This is a genomic window from Mycobacterium sp. DL (genome assembly GCF_039729195.1).
In the GTDB taxonomy this organism is placed as follows: Bacteria; Actinomycetota; Actinomycetes; order Mycobacteriales; family Mycobacteriaceae; genus Mycobacterium; species Mycobacterium hippocampi_A.
Genome location: NZ_CP155796.1, coordinates 5125805 through 5146825, shown reverse-complemented (window position 1 = coordinate 5146825; position 21021 = coordinate 5125805). Strand labels below are relative to the sequence as shown.

The window sequence follows — 21021 nt, the reverse complement described above, 5'->3', positions numbered from 1 at the left end:
ATCCGCGGGCGTCGCGCCGCCGCATACTGATCCGATGGAACTGCTCACCGGTTTCGGGTTGGCGACCGCAGCGGGGTTGAACGCCTACATTCCACTGCTGTTGCTGGGGCTGCTGTCGCGATTCACGGATCTCGTCACGCTGCCGCAGGGCTGGATCTGGTTGGAGAACGGCTGGGTGATGGCGATCGTGGCAGTTCTGCTGATCGTCGAGGTCGTCGCCGACAAGATCCCCGCCCTCGACAGCGTGAACGACATGATCCAGACGTTCGTGCGACCCACCGCGGGCGGCATCGTGTTCGGCTCCGGCACGGCGTCGCAGACCTCGGCGGTCACCGATCCGGGCGCGTTTGCACAATCCGGCCAGTGGATCCCGGTGGTCCTCGGCGTCGTCGTCGCGCTGGCGGTGTCCCTGACGAAGTCGACGGTTCGGCCGGCGGCCAACGTCGCCACCGCAGGGGTCGCCGCACCTGTGCTGAGCACCGCGGAGGACGTCACCAGCGTCGCCCTGGTCTTTCTGGCCATCGTGTTCCCGGTGCTGGTGCTGGCGGCACTCGTCGCGCTGGTGTGGGCCGCTGTCCGGTTGATACGCCGACGACGGCGTGACCGGCCTCGCGCGCCGAGTGAGAGCTGAGGGCTGTGCATCACGGCCGAATCGCGACCGGGAACGCTATTTCGGCGCAGAGGCGCTGCGCTAGACCCAGACGCCCTTGCCGACGGCGACCACGCCACCGCTGCTGATCGTGAAACGTTCGCGGTCCTTGTCCAGATCCACACCGACCATCTCGCCGGGCCCGACCACCACGTTCTTGTCCAGGATCGCGTGACGCACCACCGCTCCCCGCCCGACACGGGCGCCGGGCATCAGCACGCTGCCCTCCACGATCGCTCCGTCGTCGACGACGACATTCGACGACAGCACCGAGTTGCGCACCGACGCAGCGGAGATGATGCTGCCCGCACCGACGACGGACTCCTGGGCGGATCCGCCCCGCACGAACTTGGCAGGCGCCAGGTTCTCCGAGCTTCCCCGGATGGGCCAGCGCTTGTTGTACAGGTTGAACACCGGGTGCACCGAGACCAGATCCATGTGTGCGTCGTAGAAGGCGTCCAGCGTGCCGACGTCACGCCAGTATCCGTGGTCTCGTTCGGTGGCCCCCGGCACCTCGTTGGCGTTGAAGTCGTACACCGAGGCCATCCCGTCGGCCACCAACTTGGGGATGATGTCGCCGCCCATGTCGTGGTCGGAGTCGTCGTTGTCGGCATCGGCACGGATCGTGTCGATCAGCACCTTGGTCGTGAAGATGTAGTTGCCCATCGACACGAAGGTCTGCTCGGGATCGTCGGGGGTGCCCGGCGGGTCGGCCGGCTTCTCGATGAACGACCGGATCCGTCCGGACTCGTCGGAGTCGATGCAGCCGAATGCGCTCGCCTCCGAACGCGGCGCCCGGATTCCCGCGACGGTAGCGCCCGCGCCGCTCTCGATGTGCTGCTGCAGCATCTGCTCGGGATCCATCCGGTACACATGGTCGGCACCGAAGATGACGATGTATTCGGGGTCCTCGTCGTAGATCAGGTTCATCGACTGGTAGATGGCATCGGCGGATCCCGTGTACCACCGAGGTCCGAGGCGCTGCTGCGCCGGAACCGGCGTGATGTACTCCCCGGCAAGCCCCGACAACCGCCAGTTCTGCGAGATGTGGCGATCCAGCGAATGCGATTTGTATTGGGTCAGTACACAAATTCGCAGGAACCGAGCATTGACCAGATTGGAGAGCACAAAATCGATGAGCCGGTAGGCGCCGCCGAAAGGAACTGCGGGCTTCGCGCGGTCGGCCGTCAACGGGTACAGCCGCTTGCCCTCTCCGCCGGCCAGGACGATGCCCAACACATGTGGCGCTTCCCTCATGTGACAAACCTATCGGCACGTCGGGACGAGGGCTAGGCATTCGCGCTATTGATGGCTAGTGCGCGTGCTGTTTCAAGACAATTGGTGATGCGGCGCGACGGCTCGCGATTCTGGGTACGGTCACCTCATGCGGGTGGCGATGATGACTCGGGAGTATCCGCCCGAGGTTTACGGTGGCGCGGGCGTACACGTCACAGAACTGGTCGCGCAGTTGCGGCACCTCTGCGAGGTCGACGTGCACTGCATGGGGGCGCTTCGGGAGGGGGCCACCGTCGCTCAGCCGGATCCCGCTCTGAAGGGCGCCAATGCGGCGCTGTCGACACTGTCCGCGGACCTCAACATGGTCAACGCGGCGGCCGAAGCCACCGTCGTGCACTCGCACACGTGGTACGCCGGGATGGCGGGGCACCTGTCCGCCCTGCTCTACGGGGTGCCGCACGTTCTGACCGCGCATTCGCTGGAACCGATGCGCCCGTGGAAAGCCGAGCAACTCGGCGGCGGTTACCGGATCTCGTCGTGGGTGGAGAAGACGGCCGTCGAGGCCGCCGATGCCGTGATCGCCGTCAGTTCCGGGATGCGTGAGGATGTCCTGCGCTCCTATCCGGCTCTGGATCCCCACCGCGTCTACGTCGTCAAGAACGGCATCGACACCGAGGTGTGGCACCCCGCCTCCCCGGCCGACGGTGACTCCGTCCTCGCCGAGCTCGGCGTGGACCGCTCGCGACCGATTGTGGCTTTCGTCGGCAGGATCACCAGGCAGAAGGGGGTGGCCCACCTGGTGGCCGCCGCCCACCACTTCGCCCCCGACGTCCAGTTGGTGCTGTGCGCCGGCGCACCGGACACCCCTGAGATCGCCGCGGAGGTGGCCTCCGCGGTGCAGGAGCTCTCCGAGGCCCGCACCGGCGTGTTCTGGGTGCGCGAGATGCTCCCGACGAACAAGATTCGCGAAATCCTATCGGCATCAACAACTTTCATATGCCCGTCGGTGTACGAACCCCTGGGCATCGTGAACCTCGAAGCGATGGCGTGCGGGACGGCGGTGGTGGCCTCCGACGTGGGCGGCATCCCCGAGGTGGTCGCCGATCAGCAGACTGGTCTGCTCGTGCACTACGACGCCCACGACACCGCGTCCTTCGAGCGCGAACTCGCCTACGCGGTGAACTCACTGGTCGCCGACCCGGAGAAGGCCCGCCAGTTCGGCGTGGCAGGCCGGCAGCGGTGCATCGACGAGTTCTCCTGGGCGCGGATCGCCGAGGAGACAGTCGAGATCTACCGCAAGGTCACGTCCTAGCGGAACAGCAACGAACGGCCGCGGTGACCGCGACCGTTCGCCCGGGTTGACTAACTTGCGCTTGTGACGGCCTTGAGTTCTTCGCCCAAGGCGGCAGCTTCGTCGGGAGTGAGTTCGACGACGAGTCGGCCGCCACCTTCCAGTGGTACCCGCATCACGATGCCGCGCCCCTCCTTGGTCGCTTCCAGTGGACCGTCTCCGGTCCGGGGCTTCATCGCCGCCATCGAGTGCTCCCTCCGCATGGGCGTGCCCGTCAGGGCCCGGTCTGTCGATACGAGCCGGGTCTGCCCAACTCTGCGAGGAACACAGACAGCACCCGGCCTTGAACTGCTACAGACGTCCATTGTTCCCTATCCGGCACGCATCGTGTGCAAAGACCCGGCCAAGGCGCCTCAGTTGCCCGCGATGACCGCCGGTCTCGGCCTCCCGCTGCGCCGCCGTCAGCTGTCCTCGTCGGCTACTCGGACAGCCGCGGAACCCAGCAGTTGGTGACGTGATCGTCGACCATGCCGGTGGCCTGCATCAACGCGTAGGCCGTCGTCGGGCCGACGAAACGGAATCCGCGGCGTTTGAGCTCCTTGGCCATCGCCGTCGATTCGGGTGTCACCGCCGCGACCTTCGACAGATCCGCCGGTCTGTCCCGGGTGACCCGATCGGGCGGCGCGAACGACCACAGCAGTTCGCCCAGGTCGACACCGTCGTCCGCCAGATCGGCGACGATCCGGGCGTTGGAGATCGTCGCGTCGATCTTGGAACGGTTGCGCACGATTCCCGGGTCGGCCATCAGTCGGTCCACGTCCCGGTCGGAGTATTGCGCGATCCGCTCGACGTCGAACCCGTCGAACGCGGACCGGAAGTTGTCCCGCTTGCGCAGGATGATCAGCCAGGAGAGTCCGCTCTGGAAAGCCTCGAGGCTGACCCGCTCGAACATCGCCGCCGAGTCCCGGACGGGACGGCCCCACTCGGTGTCGTGGTAATCGCGGTACAACTCGAAATCGTCTGGTGACAGCCGTGATTGATCGATCCAGCCGCACCGGATGCGACGATCGGTGGGCACCGTCGTCACGGCTGTTCCCCATCCGGCGGCAGCGCGTGCGCGCCCGCCCTCTCGTCATCGGCGACGACGGGGTCGAGCAGGCCGTGGGCAGCGCGGACCGCCTCCAACTCACCACGCAGCTGGTCGAGTTCCTGCCCGAGCCGGTCGAGCACCCAGTCGACCTCGCCGGCCCGGTAGCCACGCACGGCCTGGCTGAACTTCACCGCGTCGACGTCGGCCCCGGTGACACCGGAGGCAGGCAGGACGGTCGCCGTCGTGGCGCGGGGCAGCGGAGGCAGCACCTCGCCGCGGCCGAAGAGCACGCTGCCGATGGCGAACAACACGACGCCGACCAACACGAGCACCAGGAGATAGAGCAGCACCAGGGTCACATGTCGATAGTGCCTCATCCCGCCGGAATTGCATTCCCGCAGGTCCCCTGTCGATCTACGGCTGCCGGAACACAGTTCCGGCGGGCGGAAGAGTCAGCGCGGCCGAAGCGTGATCATCGGCGGACGGTCGTCCAGCGACACCGATGACATCCGCGGGGTGTAGTCCTCGCCGTCGGCGAAGAACTGAGTGAGGCCGACACCGGAGTCCGGGATGCCGCAGCGGGACAGCAGCGTGGCGATGACCTGCCTGCTCATCGACGCGAGTTCGGTCAGCGGCCGGTTGCGGTGGGTCCGGACCCCGAGGTTCACCTGGGCGATGGCGTCGAGGCCGAGGCGGTCGTAGGCATCGATGAGCAGACCGATCTCCACGCCGTAGCCCGGGGCGAATGGCACCGAGGTCAGCAGCTCGCGCGTCCCCGCGTACTCGCCGCCCAGCGGCTGATACAGACACATCAACTCGGGCCGCAGCGCCGCCAGCAGCGGGCGGGCGACCAGTTCGGTGACGCGGCCGCCGCCGTTGGCATCCTCGCTCCCGCTGACCTTGAGAGGCCGCCGGTAGAAGCCCTTGACCAGGTGCACGCCGTCGGCGGTCAGCAACGGCCCGAGCAGCTTGGGCACGAACATCGGATCGGGATCGAGCAGGTCGGAGTCGACGAACGCGATGATGTCGCCCGCGGTGGCGGCCAGCGACCGCCACAGCACCTCACCCTTGCCCGGCTGCGGTGCGACCTCGGGCAGCGCGACCTCGCGGCTGATCACCCGGGCTCCGGCGGCGAGCGCGCGGATCTCGGTGTCGTCGGTGGATCCGGAGTCGAGCACGATCAGCTCGTCGACGAGTCCACCGAGCAGCGGGGTGATGGTCTCGACGACGCCGGCGACCGTCTCCTCCTCGTTCAGCGCCGGCAACACCACCGACACCGTGCGTCCCGCCTTGGCGGCCTCGAGTTCGGCGACCGTCCAGTCCGGGCGGCTCCAGCTGTGGTCTGTGAACCAGCGGTGTGCGGCGACACCTTCGGTGGCCAAGTCTGAGACTCGATCGGATAAAACTGTCATGCCAGTCCCCTCACCGTGCGAGTCGGCGGCCGCGCGCCCTGGATCGACGCGACCATTTCGAGTACGCGTCGTGTGGGCCCGACCTCGTGCACCCGGAACATCGCTGCTCCATCGGCGGCGGCCAGCGCGGTGGCCGCAAGGGTGCCTTCCAACCGTTCTGTCAGGTCCACACCCAGAGTTTCCCCGACAAAATCCTTGTTGCTGAGTGCCATCAGGACTGGCCATCCAGTGTTTACAAGGTCGTTTACGTGGCGCAACAAACTAAGACCGTGGTAAGTGTTCTTGCCGAAATCGTGCGTCGGATCGATCACGATGCCGTCCCGCCGCACGCCCAGGGCCGCGGCCCGCTCCGCTGCCGTGGTCACCTCGGTGATGACGTCGTCGACGACCCCGCGCTCGGTGATCCCGTAGTTGACCCGGAACGGGCGGGTCCGCGGCACGGCGCCGCCGGTATGCGAACACACCAGCCCGGCGCCGAACTCCGCGGCGACTCCCGCAAGGTCGGGATCCACCCCACCCCACGTGTCGTTGATCAGGTCGGCGCCGGCAGCGCAGGCCTGCTTGGCCACCTCCGCGCGCCAAGTGTCGACACTGATCAGCTGGTCGGGGAAGGCGTCGCGGAGCCACTCGATGAACGGCACCACCCGAGCGACCTCCTCGGCGACGTCGACGACGTCACCCGGTCCGGCCTTCACGCCGCCCACGTCGACGATGTCGGCACCCTCGCCGACCACCCGGTGCGCCGCCTGCTTGGCCGCTTCGTCGGTGAACGTCGCCCCACGGTCGTAGAACGAGTCCGGCGTGCGGTTCACGATCGCCATGATCAGGGCGCGATCGCCCGCCACCGGGCGCCCCAGAAACGTCGACTGCACGCTTCCAAGGCTACGGCCTGCTACTTGGGCTTCTTGCCGTCCTTCACCTCGGTCAGGTACTCGTCGTAGAACGGCACATAGCCCTCGTCCTTGCCGGACAGCACGTAGATCGGATCCTCGACGGTGACATCGTCGTCGTCGCCTTCACCACTGGAACCTCCGAAGCCCTCCTTGCGAAGGTCGCCCTTCTGGCTCTTGAACGTCGACGTGTGTGCGAGTTCCTTCACGATCCGGACGAAGAGGGGCACCGCATAGCCGGGCAGCTTGCTGTAGGCGGCGTCCGCGAGCGCCTTGCCGTCGAACTCCTGGCCGTCCTTGAGCTGAATCGCCACCATGCCCGCCTTGCCGCCGGTGTCGGGAACCTCGACGCCGAAGACCGTCGCCTCTTCGACCTGAGAGTCGGTGGAGACCGCGGCCTCGACCTCGGTGGTGGCCACGTTCTCGCCCTTCCAGCGGAACGTGTCGCCGAGCCGGTCGGTGAAGGCCGCATGCCCGAAGCCCTGCGAGCGCATCAGGTCGCCGGTGTTGAACCACACATCGCCCTCTTTGAAGGCGTCGCGCACCAGCTTCTTCTCGGTGGCTTTTTTGTCGGTGTATCCGTCGAAAGGCTGGAAGTTGCTCACCTTGGACAGCAGTAGACCGGGCTCGCCCTTGGCGACCTTGCGCACCCGGCCCTCCTTGTCGCGCACCGGATCGCCGGATTCGTCGTACTCGACGAACGCCACCGGTGTCGGGCAGATACCGGTGGTCTTGTCGACGTTGAGAACGTTGACGAACGCCGTGTTGCCCTCGGAGGCGCCGTAGAACTCGCAGACCCGCTGGATGCCGAAACGCTCGGTGAAGTCGTCCCAGATGGCCGGGCGCAAACCGTTGCCCGCGATGACGCGGACCCGGTGCTTGCGGTCGGTGTCCTTGGGCGGCTGGTTGAGCAGGTAGGTGCAGACCTCACCGATGTAGACGAACGCGGTCGCGTCGTAGCGGATGATGTCGTCCCAGAACTTCGACGCCGAGAACGACTTCCCGATCGCCAGGGTCGCCCCGGAGTTCAGCACCGACGACAGCGCGACCGTCAACGCGTTGTTGTGGTAGAGCGGCAGACAGCAGTACAGCGTGTCGTTGCTGGTGAGCCGCATGCCCAGGCCGCCGAAGCCCGCGAGTGCCCGCAACCACCGGTAGTGGGTCATCACGCTGGCCTTGGGCATGCCGGTGGTGCCCGAGGTGAAGATGTAGAACGCCTTGTCCTTGGCCAGCACGGCGGAGGTGGTCGCCGGGTTCGTGGTGGGCGCGGTCTCCGCGAGCTGCTTGAGTTCGTCGAGGGTCATCAGTCCGTCGGTCCCGGCGCCGCACTCGGTGATGGGTTCGACAAAATCGGTTTCGGCAACCACGACGGAGGCGGACAGCAGCCCGAGGCTGTGCTTGAGCACGTCGTCGCGCTGGTTGTAGTTGAGCATCCCCGAGATCGCGCCGCACTTCACCGCAGCCAGCATGAGCAGCACGGGGTCCACGGAGTTGCGCAGCATGATGCCGACGACGTCACCGTGTCCGACACCCTTGCTGGCCAGGACCGCGGCGTAGCGGTTGACGATCTTGTTGGCGTCGCCGTAGGTGACCTCGCGGTCTTCGAACTTCAGGAACAGTTTGTCGGAGTAGCGCGCGGCACGGTCCTGGAAGACCTTGCCGATCGAGGTCTTGGCCGAGGGTCGGGCGAGAAATCCGGTGGTGACGCCCCTCAGGATCGTCGGTGCATCCATCAGTAGACCGGGCACCTGGCCCGCGATGTCGAACAACCCGACGCTGCTGCGGGTCCCGGACTTCTCGCTCATAGATGTGTTTCCTCCGCTGTGTCGGTTGTCGGTCACCCTAGCCGTGGGCGATATTCGTCACAGGACCGGTGCGCACGCGGCAAGAGCGGAATCGACGTCGTCGACGACAACGAGGCGCCCCAGCGCGTCCTCGGCGACGTAACCACTCTCGACCAACCCCCGCAGCCAATCCAGCAACCCCGTGTAGTGCCCGAACGGGTCGAGCATCACGATCGGTTTCGAGTGCATACCCAAATAACCTGCTGTCCAGGCTTCGAAGAATTCCTCGAGGGTCCCGATGCCTCCGGGCAGCGCGATGAACGCGTCGGCGCGATCCTCCATCACCTGTTTGCGTTCCCGCATCGTGTCGGTGACGACGAGCTCGTCGGCCTCGGTGTCGGCGACCTCGCGATGGACCAGGGCCTTGGGGATCACCCCGACGGTGTGTCCCCCACCGGCCCTCGCGGCCGACGCCAGGGCACCCATCGCCGAGACGTTGCCGCCACCGGAGACCAGCGTCCACCCCCTGTCGGCGATGCCGCGTCCGATCCGGTCGGCGAGGTCGAGTAGCTCGGGGTGCGTCGGGCCTGAGGCGCAGTAGACGCAGACAGCCCATTCATGATCGGGTTCTCGGGACACGGCTCAAAGGTAGCCATAGGCCCCCTAGGCTTGGCCGGTGCCTGTGCCTGTCAACTGGGTGACCGCGCCCCGCGGACCCGCACTCGACCAGCTCGAGTCGGGGGTGCGCACCGGCGTCGGCGCGGTGCTGATCGGCTCTGCCGGTGTCGGTAAGACGTCCCTGGCACGGGACGCGGCCGGGCGTCTGGCCCCGGACTTCCCGCGGGTCGACTGGGTGCGAGCGACGGCGTCGGCGGCGGTGATCCCGTTCGCCGCCTTCGAACCGTTGCTCGACGTGCCCGAGAGCGGTAAGACCGCCGAGGTGTTGCAGACCGCGCGGGAGACCCTCGGTGACGGTCGACTACTGATCGTCGACGACGCGCACCTGCTTGATCCGCTGTCTGCCGCGCTCGTGTACCAGCTTGCCGTCGGCCGCCGGGTCCGGCTGCTGGTCACCGCCACCGTGGCCCGCAATCCGGTGCCCCCGGAGATCGCCGCGCTGTGGCAGGACGCAGTGGTGACGCGGATCGACCTCGACCCGCCCGGTCACGAGGACGGTCGGCTGATGGCGCAGGTGGCCGACTTCGTCGAGGCACTGCCCGCCCCTGCGCACCGCGTCCTGGAATTCCTCGCTGTCGCTGACCCGTTGCCGCTGTCCGATGCCTCGGCGCTGGCCGGGGCAGACGCGGTCGACGAGGCGTTGCACTGCGGGGCGGTCGTCGCCGAGGACAACACGCTGCGTCCCGCTCATCCGCTGTACGTCGACGCGGTCCGCGGGGCACTGGGCGGACCCGACCTGCGCCGGTTGCGCAGCGCGCTGGTCGAACAACTCTCGGCCTCAGGCCGTGGCGGTGTCGTGGGGCGGCTGCGGCTGGCGGTGCTGGCGATCGGCAGTGATCGCCCGGAGTCGGTCGCGGCTGTTCGCGCCGCCGCTGCGGAGGCGTTGCGGTTGGGCGATCTGGAGCTCAGCGAGCGTCTCGGGCAGGCCGCACTGGCGCGGGAACCGGATCTGGCCACCCGCCTGACCGTCGGATATGCGCTCGCGTGGCAGGGGCGCGGCCGAGAGGCCGACGCGGTGCTCGCCGAGATCGACCCCGTGACGCTGACCGAAGACGAACTGATGGCGTGGACACTGCCAACCGCAGCCAACCAGTTCTGGATGTTGTCCGAGCCGGAGCGTGCGACGGCCTTTCTGCGGGCCACCCGCGCGAAGGTGTCCTCTCCCGCAGCACTGACGACGCTGGACGCCCTGTCGGCGACGTTCACGATGAACGCCGGAAACCTCAGCCGCGCAAGGGAGATCGCCGACGAGGTGCTCGCATCGCCGACGGCCGACGACACCGCGATCGGGTGGGCGGCATCGGCGGCGGCGCTGAGTTCGGCGCGGATGGGCCGCTTCGACGAGGTGGACACGCTCGCCGAGCAGGCGCTCTCCGCCGGGCACCCCGGGTTGCTCCGTTTCACCAGCGGATTCGGCCAGACGACCGCACTGCTGATGACGGGCCAACCGGAGCGGGCGCTGGAGTTGGCGCAACGGCTCACCGATTTTTCGCAGCGGCAGCAGCCGGGACGCTCCATCGGTGAAGTGCTCGTCGCGGACGTGTTGATCAACACCGGCGATGTGCACGGCGCCGTGACGCTATTGCGGGGCGCCGCGCACACTCTCGCTCCGACGGGATACTCCTGGGGGCCGCTGGCGTGGATGCTGCTGGCGCAGGCGCTGGGCCGGCTCGATGAACCGGTCGAGGCGGCAAAAGCATTGGGCCGCGCGGAATCCCGGCATGGACTGAAATCGATGCTGTTCGCCCCGGAGCTGATCCTGGCCAAGGCGTGGACGATGGCATCACGAGCCGACACGCACGGCGCCGCCGCCGCAGCCCGCGACGCGGTCAAGGCCGCCGAGCGTGGCACCCAGAACGCGGTGGCGCTGCGGGCGGCGGCCGACGCGGTCCGCCTCGGCGATCCGCGGGGAGTCGACACCCTGGCCCGGCTGTGCGGGCAGGTCGACTGCCACTTCGGCCGTGCCGCGCTGGCGGCCGTCGACTAGCCCTCCACCAGCCTGCCGTCCACGAGGTTCAGCACACGTTCCACGCCGATCGCGTCCAGGAACGAGTTGTCGTGGCTGACCACGACGAACGCTCCCCGGTAGGAGGCCAGCGCGTTCTCCAACTGGGAGACGCTGCCGAGGTCGAGGTTGTTGGTCGGCTCGTCGAGCAGCAGCAGGTGTGGCGCCGGTTCGGCGAAGAGCACACATGCCAGGGTTGCGCGGAGCCGTTCACCTCCGGAGAGGGCCGACACGACCCTGTCGACGTCGTCATCACCGAACAGGAACTGCGCCAACAGGTGTCTGCGCCGCGTCGCGGACAGGCTCGGTGCGAAGTCCGCGAGATTCTCGGCGAGCGTCCTGTCGTCGTCGAGAAGATCGAGGCGTTGCGACAGGTACGCCACCCGCCCGTCGGCCACGTGGACCGTGCCCTCGTCGGGGGCGATCTCCCCCAGCAGGGTCCGCAGCAGCGTCGTCTTGCCTGCTCCGTTGGCTCCGGTCAGTGCGATCCGTTCCGGGCCGCGGACCGCGAGGTTCGCCTCCCGCACCACCGCCCGGCCGCCTCGCCGGACGCATAACCCGTTGACCTCCAACACCGTTCGGCCTGCAGGTGTCGCACTGTCGGGCACGTCGAGAACAAGGACGGCATCGTCGCGAAGCATCTGCTCAGCCCCCTCGAGTCGGGCCTTCGCGCCGTCGATCCGCTTGGCGTGGACGTCGTCGGTACGTCCTGCGGTTTCCTGGGCTCGTCGCTTCATCGCGCCGGCCACGATCTTCGGCAGCCCGGCATCCTTGAGGGTGCGCTTGGCGGTGCCCGCCCGTCGGGCCGTCCGCTCCCTGGACTGTTGCCGCTGGCGTTTCTCGCGTTTGAGGTGTTGCTCGGCGCTGCGCACCGCAGTCTCGGCTGCCTGCCGGGTCTGCTCCACCGCGGCCTGGTAGGCGGTGAAATCGCCCCCATAGAAGACGATCTCGCCGCGGTACAGCTCGGCGATCCGGTCCATTCGGTCCAGCAGCACCCGATCGTGGCTGACCAGCAGCAGGCAACCGGTGAAGTCGTCGAGCGCGCCGTAGAGCCGCGCCCGGGCATCGGAGTCGAGGTTGTTGGTCGGCTCGTCGAGCAGCAGCACATCGGGGCGCCGCAACAGTTCCCGGGCCACCCCGAGGGTGACCACCTCGCCCCCCGACAGCGTGCGCAGCGACCGGTCGAGCGCGACGTGCCCGAGTCCGAGACGATCGAGTTGAGCGCGGGCGCGTTCCTCGATGTCCCAGTCCTCGCCGATGGCGGCGAACACGGACTCGCCGGAATCGCCCGCGGCCAACGCCTCCAGCGCCTCGATCGTGGCCGCGACCCCGAGCAGTCCGGCGACGGTGCGGTCGTCGAGCAGCGGCAGCGTCTGGGGCAGGTAACCGATCGCGCCGTCGACGGTCACCGACCCGGAGGTGGGCCGCAGGTCACCGGAGATCAAGCGCAGCAGCGCGCTCTTGCCTGAACCGTTGGGGGCGACCAGCCCGGTTCGGCCGGGTCCGACCGTGAACGACAGGTCGGTGAACAGCGGCGTGTCGTCGGGCCAGGAAAAGGACACACCGGAAAAAGTCACGGAGGAAGACATGCGGGATCTCTCGAGAAGCGGGCAGCAGAACGCCCGAAGATCAGAGGTGGACGGTGAGGTCTCCGGAGCTATCCGGAGATGTCGTCTGCTCCCAGCATGGTTTCCAGGCTAGCGGCGACGTCAACCGATTAAGTAGCGGCGCAACGTGTCGGTGGTCGCGGTGATCTGCTCCGCGTCGACCCGCTCGTCGGCGCGGTGCGCGAGGTTGGGGTCACCGGGGCCGTAGTTGACGGCGGGAATGCCCAACGCCGCGAACCGGGCGACATCGGTCCAGCCGTACTTCGCGCGGACCTGCCCACCCGCAGCCTCGACCAGGGCGGCCGCGGCCGGTCGGGCGAGCCCGGGTAGTGCACCGGCCGCCGAGTCCGTGAGCTCCATACCGACATCGAGTCCGTCGAAGACCTCGCGCACGTGCGTGTAGGCCTGTTCCACGGTGCGATCCGGCGCGAACCGGAAGTTGACCGTCAGCGTCGCTGCGTCCGGGATGACGTTTCCGGCGATCCCACCGTCGATGCGTACCGCCGAAAGTCCCTCGCGGTACTCGCACCCATCGATGTCCACACTGCGCGGCCGGTACTCCGCGAGCCTGGCGAGCACCTCACCCAGCTTGTGGATGGCGTTGTCTCCCAACCAGGATCGCGCCGAGTGAGCGCGTGTTCCCGCGGCGCTGAGCACCACCCGCAGGGTGCCCTGGCACCCGGCCTCGATGAAGCCGCCCGACGGCTCCCCGAGGATCGCGACGTCGGCATCGAGCCACTCGGGCATCTCCCGCTCGATGCGGCCGAGCCCGTTGGCCGATGCCTCGATCTCCTCGCAGTCGTACATCACCAGCGTGATGTCGTGGGCGGGGTCGGCGACGGTGGCGGCCAGATGCAGGAACACCGCGTCCCCCGACTTCATATCCGAGGCTCCGCAGCCGTGCAGCACACCGTCGACGAGCCGGCTGGGCAGGTTGTCGGCGGCGGGCACCGTGTCGGTGTGGCCTGCGAGCAGCACCCGCGACGCTCTGCCCAGGTTGGTGCGGGCGAGCACCGCGTCACCGTTGCGCACCACCTCGAAACCGGTGGTCTGCTCGCGCAGCGCCGCCTCGATCTCGTCGGCGATGCGCGTCTCGTGACGCGATTCGCTGGGGATGTCCACCAGCGCCGCGGTGAGCGCAACAGGGTCGCGTCGTAGATCCAACACGGGTCATCACGTTAGTCGGTGATCACCCCCCGGGGACCGCGTCAGTACCGGATGGGCTCGATCAGCGGCGAGGGCTCGTCCATCAACGCCCAGAACCGGTCCCGGATGGCAACGGTCATCGGCCCCGGCTCGCCGTTCCCGATCGGTTCACCGTCGAGGGTGTTGATCGGAGTGACACCACCCGCGGTGGTCACGGCCATCAGCTCGTCAGCGTCGTAGAGTTCACGGCTGGAGACGTCACGCAGCGTGGCATCGATACCCATCGTCTCGGCGATCTCGAACACGGTCTTGCGGGTGATTCCGGGCAGGGCATTGCGAGAGGGCGAGGCCAGCTTGCCGTCCTTGACGACACAGACGTTGAAGCCGGGGCCCTCGGCGACGCAGTTGTCGGAGTCCAGAAGGATCGCGGTGCGCGCGCCTCGGTCCTTGGCCTCGAAGCTGGCGGCCGTCAAATCACCCCACTGGTAGTTCTTGATCGTCGGATCCACCGTGTTGCGGCCGGCACGCCGAACGTGGCGCGGCACGATCGCGGTGGTGCCGAAGATCTGCTCGTCCGGCGGGAAGGCCCACAGATAGGGGATGGCGTAGATGTACACCTGATGGGTGAGCTTCGACAAATCCTTCTCCCCCTTCTTCTTTCCGTACCCCCGGGTGACCGTCAGGTTGACGAACGACTCACGCAACTGCGACATCGAGACACACTTCTTGGTGATCTCGGCGAGTTCGTCCTTGCTCATCCCGGCATCGAGACGAAGCTTGCGGGCGCCGTCGAGCAGCCGGTCGATATGGTCGTCAAGTCGGAAGATGTTGCCGTGCCACACATGCGCGACGGTGTAGGTCACATCGGAGTGCCCGAAACCGGTGTCGAAGATCGAGATCCTGGCGTCCTCCGCGGGAATGAACTCGCCCTCGATCCACGCCACGCCACCCGCGAACGGGCTGGACGTGTCGAGTTCGTAGTCGCTGTACTGGATCACCGATCCCGGTGGCGTGTGTTCGCGGATGGCCGCGCCCGGTTCGACGGCGACCAGGTTGCTGGTGCCGGTGTCTGCGGTGGTGGTCATTGCATGAAATCCTTTTCTGGTAGCTGATTTTCAGTCGGAGTGGGTCTTGGCGTAGTTCTGCCCGGCATCACCGTTTCGAAGCCGTGCCCTGAGGCCGGTCGCCCACCAGATCGCGGCGACGACGACGATCCCGAGGAACACCCATTTGTTGCTGGCGAACTGTGGCAGGAACACCAGGTTGGCGGCGACCCCGAGGAACACCACCAGCGCGGTGATGTAGACCGGCAGCCGCCAGCGGCCCAGGTCGAATGTGCCGGGCTCCGGCGCCGGAATGGTGCCCCTGCGGTAACCGACGAGCAGTCCGATGGTCTGCAGGATGTAGACGAAGAAGAACAGCAACGAGGCGATCCCGAGAATGAAGTTGAAGGCCTTCTCGTTGACCAGGGCCGACAACAGCAACAGGGTCGACAGGCCGCCGAGGCAGAGGATCGAGTAGGTCGGCGTCTTGCGGGTCGGTGAGACGTGGCGCCAGATGTGTGAGAACGGCAGCATGTTGTCGCGGGCCATCGAGTAGGCCAGCCGGGTGGCGACCAGGATGTTGGCCAGCAGGCAGGCCAGGATGTTCGTCAGCGCCACGGCCACAATGATCTTGGTGACGACAGGCCCGGCCTGCTGGTTGATGATCTCCTCGATGGGCGCCGCGGAGTTGGCGGCAACGGCATCGGTATCGCGGATGGCCAGGACGAACACGATGTACATCGCCAACTCGATCACGATGGAGGCCACCAGGGCGTACATCATCGTGCGCGGCACCACGTGCCGGGCGTTCTTGGTCTCCTCGGCCACATCGGCGCCGGACTCGACGCCGATCAACCCGAAGAAGGGTCCCAGCGCCGCGGCCAACCAGGCGATCATGTAGGAGTCCTTGTCGCCGGATTCTCCGCCGGTGAACAGCACCGACAACGGCTGGTGGTTCTCGGGTGACGAGAACGCGATGATCGCGATCAGAGCGGTCGCACCGACGGTGACGACGAGTTCGAGGCTGACGCCGATGTTGTTGACCATTGTCGCGAACTTGACGCCGTAGATGTTGATCAGCACGCAGAGGAAGACGACGCCGATCGCGACCAGGATCTGCGCGGTCTGCGTCATCGCCCAGCCGAACAACCCGCCGAGATAGCCGGACAGGATGAAGCCGACGCCTGTCATGCCACAGACCCAGCCCATCAAGGCGATGAACCCGGTGAACCAGGCCAGGTCCGGACCGTTGATCCGGCTGATCCACTGATACGAGTAGCCGGCCAGCGGGAGCTTGGCGGTCAGGTCGGCGGCGATGAATGCCCACAGGGCGAACACTGCGCCGGCGAGCAGCAGCGTCCAGACGAACGGGGCTCCGGCCGAGAAGTAGCCGGCGCCGAAGCCGGTGAACACGGCGGTCGTGGCACTGATCGTCGCAAACCCGATCGCGAAGGACGCCCACGTCCCGACTGAGCGGTCGAGCTTCTGGACATACCCGAGTTCGGCGAGCTTCCTGTCTTCGGTGTTCAGCGCAGGCGGCGACGAATCGGTGGGTCGTGCGGGGGCATCGGTCATGGTCTCTCCAGGTCAGACGCAGGGGGCGAGCGTAACGACGGGATCAGAACGGGTTATCGAAGAACGACTGATGACAGGGAAGCCCCGTTTGGCGCCCACCGGAAGTTCGATGTTTTGATGTGCTCATAACCTGCGGTTATCACTGCCGGTCAGAAGCAGGTCGCCGGCGCGTCCCGGTGCCGACCGTCGCCGAAGTTCCAGTGCTCCTGCACGTACCGGACCAGCGCCTCGGCCTGCGGACTCAGGGCCGCCGGATTCCACGCGAGAGCCGTGTGGCTGGGCGGCCGATCTGTGATCGGCACGTAGACGATGCCCGGACGGTCGTAGAACCGGGCCACCGAGGACGTCGTGAAGCTGATGCCGAGCCCTCGGGCGATCGAGGTCGTCTCCGCTTCGTACGTCGCTGCTACAGCCGCGATGTTCGGGGGGCGGTTGCCACGGACATCCATCGCCAGCCAGTAATCGCGCCAGGTGCCCGCGGTCAGCGGCGCACACACGATGGGATCGTCGAGGAGTTCGGAAATGGCGACCTCGGTCCGTTCGGCCAACCCGTGATCCCGCGGCAGGCAGGCCATCCACGACTCGGAGTCCAGGATCAACATGCGGTGGCTGGGCAGATCGACCGGCGGACGGATCAGCGCGACCTCGGTCGACCCGTTGGCCAAACCTGCAGTGGGGTCGGCGAAGTCGAATTCGATGGGCTCGACCGTCACGTCGGGATAGGCGGATTCGAAATGACGGGCGACCCGGAACAACAGATCCGCGCCTGTGCCGATCAGGTAGCCGAGGCGCAACCGGCCCTGCCGGGTGCCGGACAGCGTGACGAGATTCTCGACGACGGCGTCCACCCCGGCCAAGGCCTGCTGCACCTGCGGCAGCCAGGCGGCGCCCAGATCGGTCAGTGCCACCTCGCGCGTGTTCCGGGTGAACAGCACAACACCGAACTGGTGCTCGAGTTGCTTGATCGCGGTCGACAGCGCCGGTTGGGTGATGAACAACATCTCCGCTGCACGCCGGTAGTTCAACTCCTCGCCGAGCGCGGCGAAGTATCGCAGCTGACGCAATGTCACATCACCGCTCGTGGTGCGCCTCCTCGCTGGTCGGGACCCCGTGAAGCGATGCTAGGCGCACCGGTAGCCTGAAGCACCGTGACTTCTGCATCTGGCGTCGGCGTGGCGACGATCGCGGCCGACGGAACGGTCCTCGATACCTGGTTCCCGGCACCCGAACTGATCGGGGACGGTCCGTCGGGCACGGCCCGGCTGTCGGTGGCCGAGGTGCCCGAGGAACTGGCCGCGCTGGCCGGGCGCGACGACGACCGCGACGTCGAGACCGTGCTGGTGCGGACCGTCATCGCGTCCCTGGCGGACAAGGCGGTCGACGCCTACGACGCCTACCTGCGGTTGCACCTGCTGTCGCACCGCCTGGTCGCACCGCACGGACTCAACGCCGACGGGCTGTTCGGTGTGCTCACCAACGTCGTGTGGACCAACCACGGCCCCTGCTCGATCGACGGCTTCGAGATCGTGCGCGCCCGGCTGCGCAGGCGCGGTCAGGTCACCGTCTACGGCGTCGACAAGTTCCCCCGGATGGTCGACTACGTGGTGCCCTCCGGCGTACGCGTCGCCGACGCCGATCGAGTCCGGCTGGGAGCGCACCTGGCATCGGGCACCACAGTGATGCACGAGGGCTTCGTCAACTTCAACGCCGGCACGCTGGGCAACTCCATGGTCGAGGGCCGCATCTCGGCGGGTGTCGTCGTCGACGACGGCTCCGACATCGGCGGTGGCGCGTCGATCATGGGCACGCTGTCCGGGGGCGGCACGCAGGTGATCTCCGTGGGCAAGCGGTGCCTGCTCGGCGCCAACGCCGGCCTGGGCATCTCCCTCGGCGACGACTGCGTCATCGAGGCGGGGCTTTACGTCACCGCGGGCACCAAGGTGCAGACAGGTGATGGTCAGACCGTCAAGGCGCGCGAGCTGTCCGGGGTGAACAACCTGCTGTTCCGCCGCAACTCGGTGACCGGGGCGGTCGAGGTCGTCAAGCGCGACGGCACCGGCATCACGCTCAACGAGGCCCTGCACGCCAACTAGCCCCGTGGCGCGAGCGCGCGCGTCTGCACAGTGGCGCGCCGCTACAGCTGGCATTCGGCGCACGCTCGCGGCCGACCAGAGTGCCCCGACTGCACTCACACCCGCTGGCGCTCAACCCAATCAGCGAGCCCGGCTGCGCTGGTCACATGGTCCATGGCCAACGCGACGGCGCCGTGGAGCGACCCGTCCTCGCCGTGCTGGGCATCTTCCACCGGCGGTGGAGAATCCTTCCGGAAAGCCATCAGGCCGTCACGGTAGGCCGCGTCGAAAACCTCGGCAGCCGTTGCCCGTAACGATGCGCCGACGCCGCCCAGCGTGACGATCTCCGGATCGTGGAGGTTCACCAGGCCGCCGATACCGCGGCCGAGCGACGACGCGACTGCGTCGAATGCCCGACGGGTCCCGGCGTCCTGCTCGCGGCCCAGCAGATCGTGCACGTACCCGACAGGGTCCGCAGGCGGGGGATCGCCTCTGTGCCGCGCCAGCGCTCGTCCGTCGACGGTGAGATCCCAACAGCCTCGAGCACCGCACGGGCACAGCAGCTCTGGGTCGCCGAACGGAATATGGCCGTACTCCCCCGCCGCGCCGTGGGCCCCGGCCAGCGGTTCTCCGTTGACGACAAGCGTCCCGCCGACACCCTGCGCGACGATCAGGTGCAGCGCCGTCGCCGCCGAACGGGCGGCGCCGGTGCGGGATTCGGCCAAGCCCGCGAGGGTGGCATCGTTTCCGAGTAGCAGACCGACCCCTGCGCGCCGTGGGATTCTCGAAGCCAGCACCGACAGATCGACGTCGCGCCAGCCTCTCGACGTGAACTGGACCAGCCTGTCGCCACTGATGGTCCCGGCTACCGAAACTGCTATTGCCCTGATTCGCTTGCTTTTTCGACGGTAAGCTGCGCCGATCGCGTGGGCCAGGGTCCCCAGCACACCGTCGAGGTCGTCGTCGGCGTAACCGGCTCGAGTGACCACCCGCGGCAGTCCGTCAATGCCGGCCCATGCCAGTTGCCAGTCCGCCGCGCGCAGGTCTGCTGCCAGGACCAGCGGCCCCTCCGCGTGGGCGCCCAGTACGGTCGTCGGCCTGCCGCGGCCGTGTGCCGGCGCGGGTGTCTCGTCGAGTAGTCGCGCCTGCCGCAGCCGAGCCACCAGTTCACTGCCGCTGCCACTGCCGATGCCGAGTCGCTGGGCAGCGGCCGCACGGGTGATGCCCGGCTCGGATCGCACCAGGCCGACGAGTTGGGCGGCGCCCGACCAGCGCACGTAGGTGGCCTGTGACGGGTCGGCGAACATCGTCGGTAGTATTGCACTTGATTAAACTCGCCGCACGAGTATATTCGAGTTCCATGACGCTGGCCGCCGAACCAGCTGCCCGACGCAGCCTTCGTCGCAGCCTCCCGGGGCTGTTGTCGCTCGCGCTGGCCTCGAGCCTTGCGGTCACCACCGAGATGCTGCCGGTGGGGCTGCTACCTCAGATCGGCGACGCCTTCGCGGTGCCCGACTCCGTCACCGGGCTCCTGGTCGGCCTCTACGCCGTCATGGTCGCCGCGCTCGCGGTGCCGCTGACGGTCGCCACCTCCCGGTTCTCCCGTAAACCCCTGCTGTTGACCACGGTGGCCGGCTACGCACTGAGCAACTTCCTCGTGGCGGCGGCGCCGGTGTTCGCGGTGCTCGCTGCGGGACGGGCGCTCGGCGGCGTGACGCACGCCCTGTTCTTCTCACTGGCCATCGGATACGCCCCACGGCTCGTGGCCCGGGCGCAGGCAGGGCGCGCCCTTGCTCTCGCCGGCGGTGGCGCCTCCGTCGGACTGGTTCTCGGCGTGCCTCTATTGACCTCGCTGGGCACCGCCGCGGGATGGCGAACGTCGTTCCTGGCTTTGGCCGCATTGTCGGTCGTCACGTTCGTCGTGGTCGGTCGGGCACTGCCCAAGGTGGACTACCACCCGACTGCGGGCGGATCGGCCCCGGGTGTCCGCCCTCGGCTGGTTGCCGTGACAACCTCGAACACGCTGGTGTTTCTCGGACAGTTCACCGTCTACACGTTCATCAGCACGCTGCTGCTCGGGAGCGGCGTTCGCCCCGTCTTCCTCGGACCCATCCTGCTCGGCTGTGGTGCCTGCGGGCTCCTCGGCCTGTGGTACGCCGGCCATGGCCTCGACCGGAACCCGAGACGAACCGCGGGTCTCGTATTGGGGCTGACCCTGGGAGCCGTCGTCGCGCTCGCCGGCACATGGCCCGGCCTGGTGGCCGTGCTCGTCGCGACTGCGGTGTGGAGCGGGGCTTTCGGGGGCGTGCCGTCGATCTACCAGACGTGCGCGGTGCGCATCCCCGCGGTCTCCCCTGAACGTGCCGGGGCATGGGTCAACGCGACGGCAAATGCCGGGATCGCCGGCGGGTCCGCCGTCGGCGCCGGCCTTCTCCAGACGACGGGCCCGTCGTCACTACCATGGGTAGGAGCGTCACTGATCGGCCTAGGATTGGCCGTGGCGATGTTGTCCCGCAGAGCATTCCCGGCGACGACGGGGTAGT

The 21021-nt window shown here is 67.6% G+C and carries 19 protein-coding genes; 5 read left to right on the top strand and 14 right to left on the bottom strand.

Annotated elements, in window-relative coordinates; translation table 11 throughout:
- Positions 1–34 precede the first annotated feature (34 nt).
- Positions 35–631 (top strand): DUF4126 domain-containing protein, encoded by a 597-nt coding sequence (locus ABDC78_RS24650; protein ID WP_178357967.1) that lies wholly within the window; start codon positions 35–37, stop codon positions 629–631.
- Positions 632–691: 60 nt separating this feature from the next.
- On the opposite strand, the gene glgC is transcribed toward ABDC78_RS24650, so the two are convergent.
- Positions 692–1906 (bottom strand): glucose-1-phosphate adenylyltransferase, encoded by a 1215-nt coding sequence (glgC, locus tag ABDC78_RS24645; RefSeq protein WP_178357968.1) that lies wholly within the window; start codon positions 1904–1906, stop codon positions 692–694.
- A 127-nt stretch (positions 1907–2033) separates the two neighbouring features.
- Between glgC and glgA the strand changes: the two genes are divergently transcribed.
- Complete coding sequence (glgA, locus tag ABDC78_RS24640) at positions 2034–3197, top strand: glycogen synthase (protein WP_178357969.1); 1164 nt, start codon at positions 2034–2036, stop codon at positions 3195–3197.
- A gap of 50 nt (positions 3198–3247) precedes the next feature.
- Here the strand turns inward: glgA and ABDC78_RS24635 are convergent, their stop codons facing one another.
- The 7 genes from ABDC78_RS24635 to ABDC78_RS24605 form a co-directional block, all read right to left on the bottom strand.
- Positions 3248–3421, bottom strand: a complete 174-nt coding sequence (locus tag ABDC78_RS24635) for a DUF3117 domain-containing protein (protein ID WP_178357970.1) — start codon at positions 3419–3421, stop codon at positions 3248–3250.
- Between the two features lie 233 nt (positions 3422–3654).
- A complete protein-coding gene (locus tag ABDC78_RS24630; RefSeq protein WP_347133217.1) occupies positions 3655–4263 on the bottom strand; it encodes a DNA-3-methyladenine glycosylase I in 609 nt (202 codons plus the stop codon).
- Positions 4260–4625 carry a DivIVA domain-containing protein gene (locus ABDC78_RS24625; RefSeq protein WP_178357971.1) on the bottom strand — a complete coding sequence of 122 codons (366 nt, stop codon included), beginning with the start codon at positions 4623–4625 and terminating at the stop codon, positions 4260–4262. Before ABDC78_RS24625 ends, ABDC78_RS24630 begins: the two co-directional genes overlap by 4 nt.
- A gap of 93 nt (positions 4626–4718) precedes the next feature.
- Positions 4719–5678 (bottom strand): glucosyl-3-phosphoglycerate synthase, encoded by a 960-nt coding sequence (locus ABDC78_RS24620; protein ID WP_178357972.1) that lies wholly within the window; start codon positions 5676–5678, stop codon positions 4719–4721.
- The gene (gene folP / locus ABDC78_RS24615; protein WP_218620521.1) at positions 5675–6499 is read right to left on the bottom strand and encodes a dihydropteroate synthase; all 825 of its coding nucleotides are present in this window, start codon (positions 6497–6499) and stop codon (positions 5675–5677) included. Before folP ends, ABDC78_RS24620 begins: the two co-directional genes overlap by 4 nt.
- A 71-nt stretch (positions 6500–6570) precedes the next feature.
- The gene (gene fadD6, locus ABDC78_RS24610; RefSeq protein WP_178357974.1) at positions 6571–8373 is read right to left on the bottom strand and encodes a long-chain-acyl-CoA synthetase FadD6; all 1803 of its coding nucleotides are present in this window, start codon (positions 8371–8373) and stop codon (positions 6571–6573) included.
- Positions 8374–8430: 57 nt separating this feature from the next.
- Complete coding sequence (locus tag ABDC78_RS24605) at positions 8431–8991, bottom strand: TIGR00730 family Rossman fold protein (RefSeq protein ID WP_178357975.1); 561 nt, start codon at positions 8989–8991, stop codon at positions 8431–8433.
- Positions 8992–9034: 43 nt separating this feature from the next.
- On the opposite strand from ABDC78_RS24605, the gene ABDC78_RS24600 reads away from it, so the two are divergent.
- Positions 9035–11017: an AAA family ATPase gene (locus ABDC78_RS24600; protein WP_347133537.1), complete on the top strand. Its 1983-nt coding sequence runs from the start codon at positions 9035–9037 to the stop codon at positions 11015–11017.
- Here the strand turns inward: ABDC78_RS24600 and ABDC78_RS24595 are convergent.
- The 5 genes from ABDC78_RS24595 to ABDC78_RS24575 all read right to left on the bottom strand — a co-directional run bounded on the left by ABDC78_RS24595 (position 11014) and on the right by ABDC78_RS24575 (position 17476).
- Positions 11014–12624, bottom strand: coding sequence for an ABC-F family ATP-binding cassette domain-containing protein (locus ABDC78_RS24595; RefSeq protein ID WP_178357976.1), 1611 nt, complete (start codon positions 12622–12624; stop codon positions 11014–11016). The genes ABDC78_RS24600 and ABDC78_RS24595 overlap by 4 nt on opposite strands.
- A 120-nt stretch (positions 12625–12744) precedes the next feature.
- Positions 12745–13809, bottom strand: a complete 1065-nt coding sequence (dapE, locus tag ABDC78_RS24590) for a succinyl-diaminopimelate desuccinylase (protein WP_178357977.1) — start codon at positions 13807–13809, stop codon at positions 12745–12747.
- Positions 13810–13850: 41 nt separating this feature from the next.
- The gene (locus ABDC78_RS24585) at positions 13851–14873 is read right to left on the bottom strand and encodes an aminotransferase class IV (protein ID WP_178357978.1); all 1023 of its coding nucleotides are present in this window, start codon (positions 14871–14873) and stop codon (positions 13851–13853) included.
- Positions 14874–14903: 30 nt separating this feature from the next.
- Positions 14904–16406, bottom strand: coding sequence for an amino acid permease (locus ABDC78_RS24580; protein WP_178357979.1), 1503 nt, complete (start codon positions 16404–16406; stop codon positions 14904–14906).
- 149 nt (positions 16407–16555) lie between these two features.
- Complete coding sequence (locus ABDC78_RS24575; protein ID WP_178357980.1) at positions 16556–17476, bottom strand: LysR family transcriptional regulator; 921 nt, start codon at positions 17474–17476, stop codon at positions 16556–16558.
- A gap of 78 nt (positions 17477–17554) precedes the next feature.
- Between ABDC78_RS24575 and dapD the strand changes: the two genes are divergently transcribed.
- Positions 17555–18499: a 2,3,4,5-tetrahydropyridine-2,6-dicarboxylate N-succinyltransferase gene (gene dapD, locus ABDC78_RS24570; RefSeq protein ID WP_178357981.1), complete on the top strand. Its 945-nt coding sequence runs from the start codon at positions 17555–17557 to the stop codon at positions 18497–18499.
- 95 nt (positions 18500–18594) lie between these two features.
- Here the strand turns inward: dapD and ABDC78_RS24565 are convergent, their stop codons facing one another.
- Positions 18595–19785, bottom strand: coding sequence for an ROK family transcriptional regulator (locus tag ABDC78_RS24565; RefSeq protein ID WP_178357982.1), 1191 nt, complete (start codon positions 19783–19785; stop codon positions 18595–18597).
- A 53-nt stretch (positions 19786–19838) separates the two neighbouring features.
- On the opposite strand from ABDC78_RS24565, the gene ABDC78_RS24560 reads away from it, so the two are divergent.
- On the top strand, positions 19839–21020 hold the full coding sequence (locus ABDC78_RS24560) for an MFS transporter (protein WP_178357983.1): 1182 nt from the start codon (positions 19839–19841) through the stop codon (positions 21018–21020).
- Position 21021: the final 1 nt, after the last annotated feature.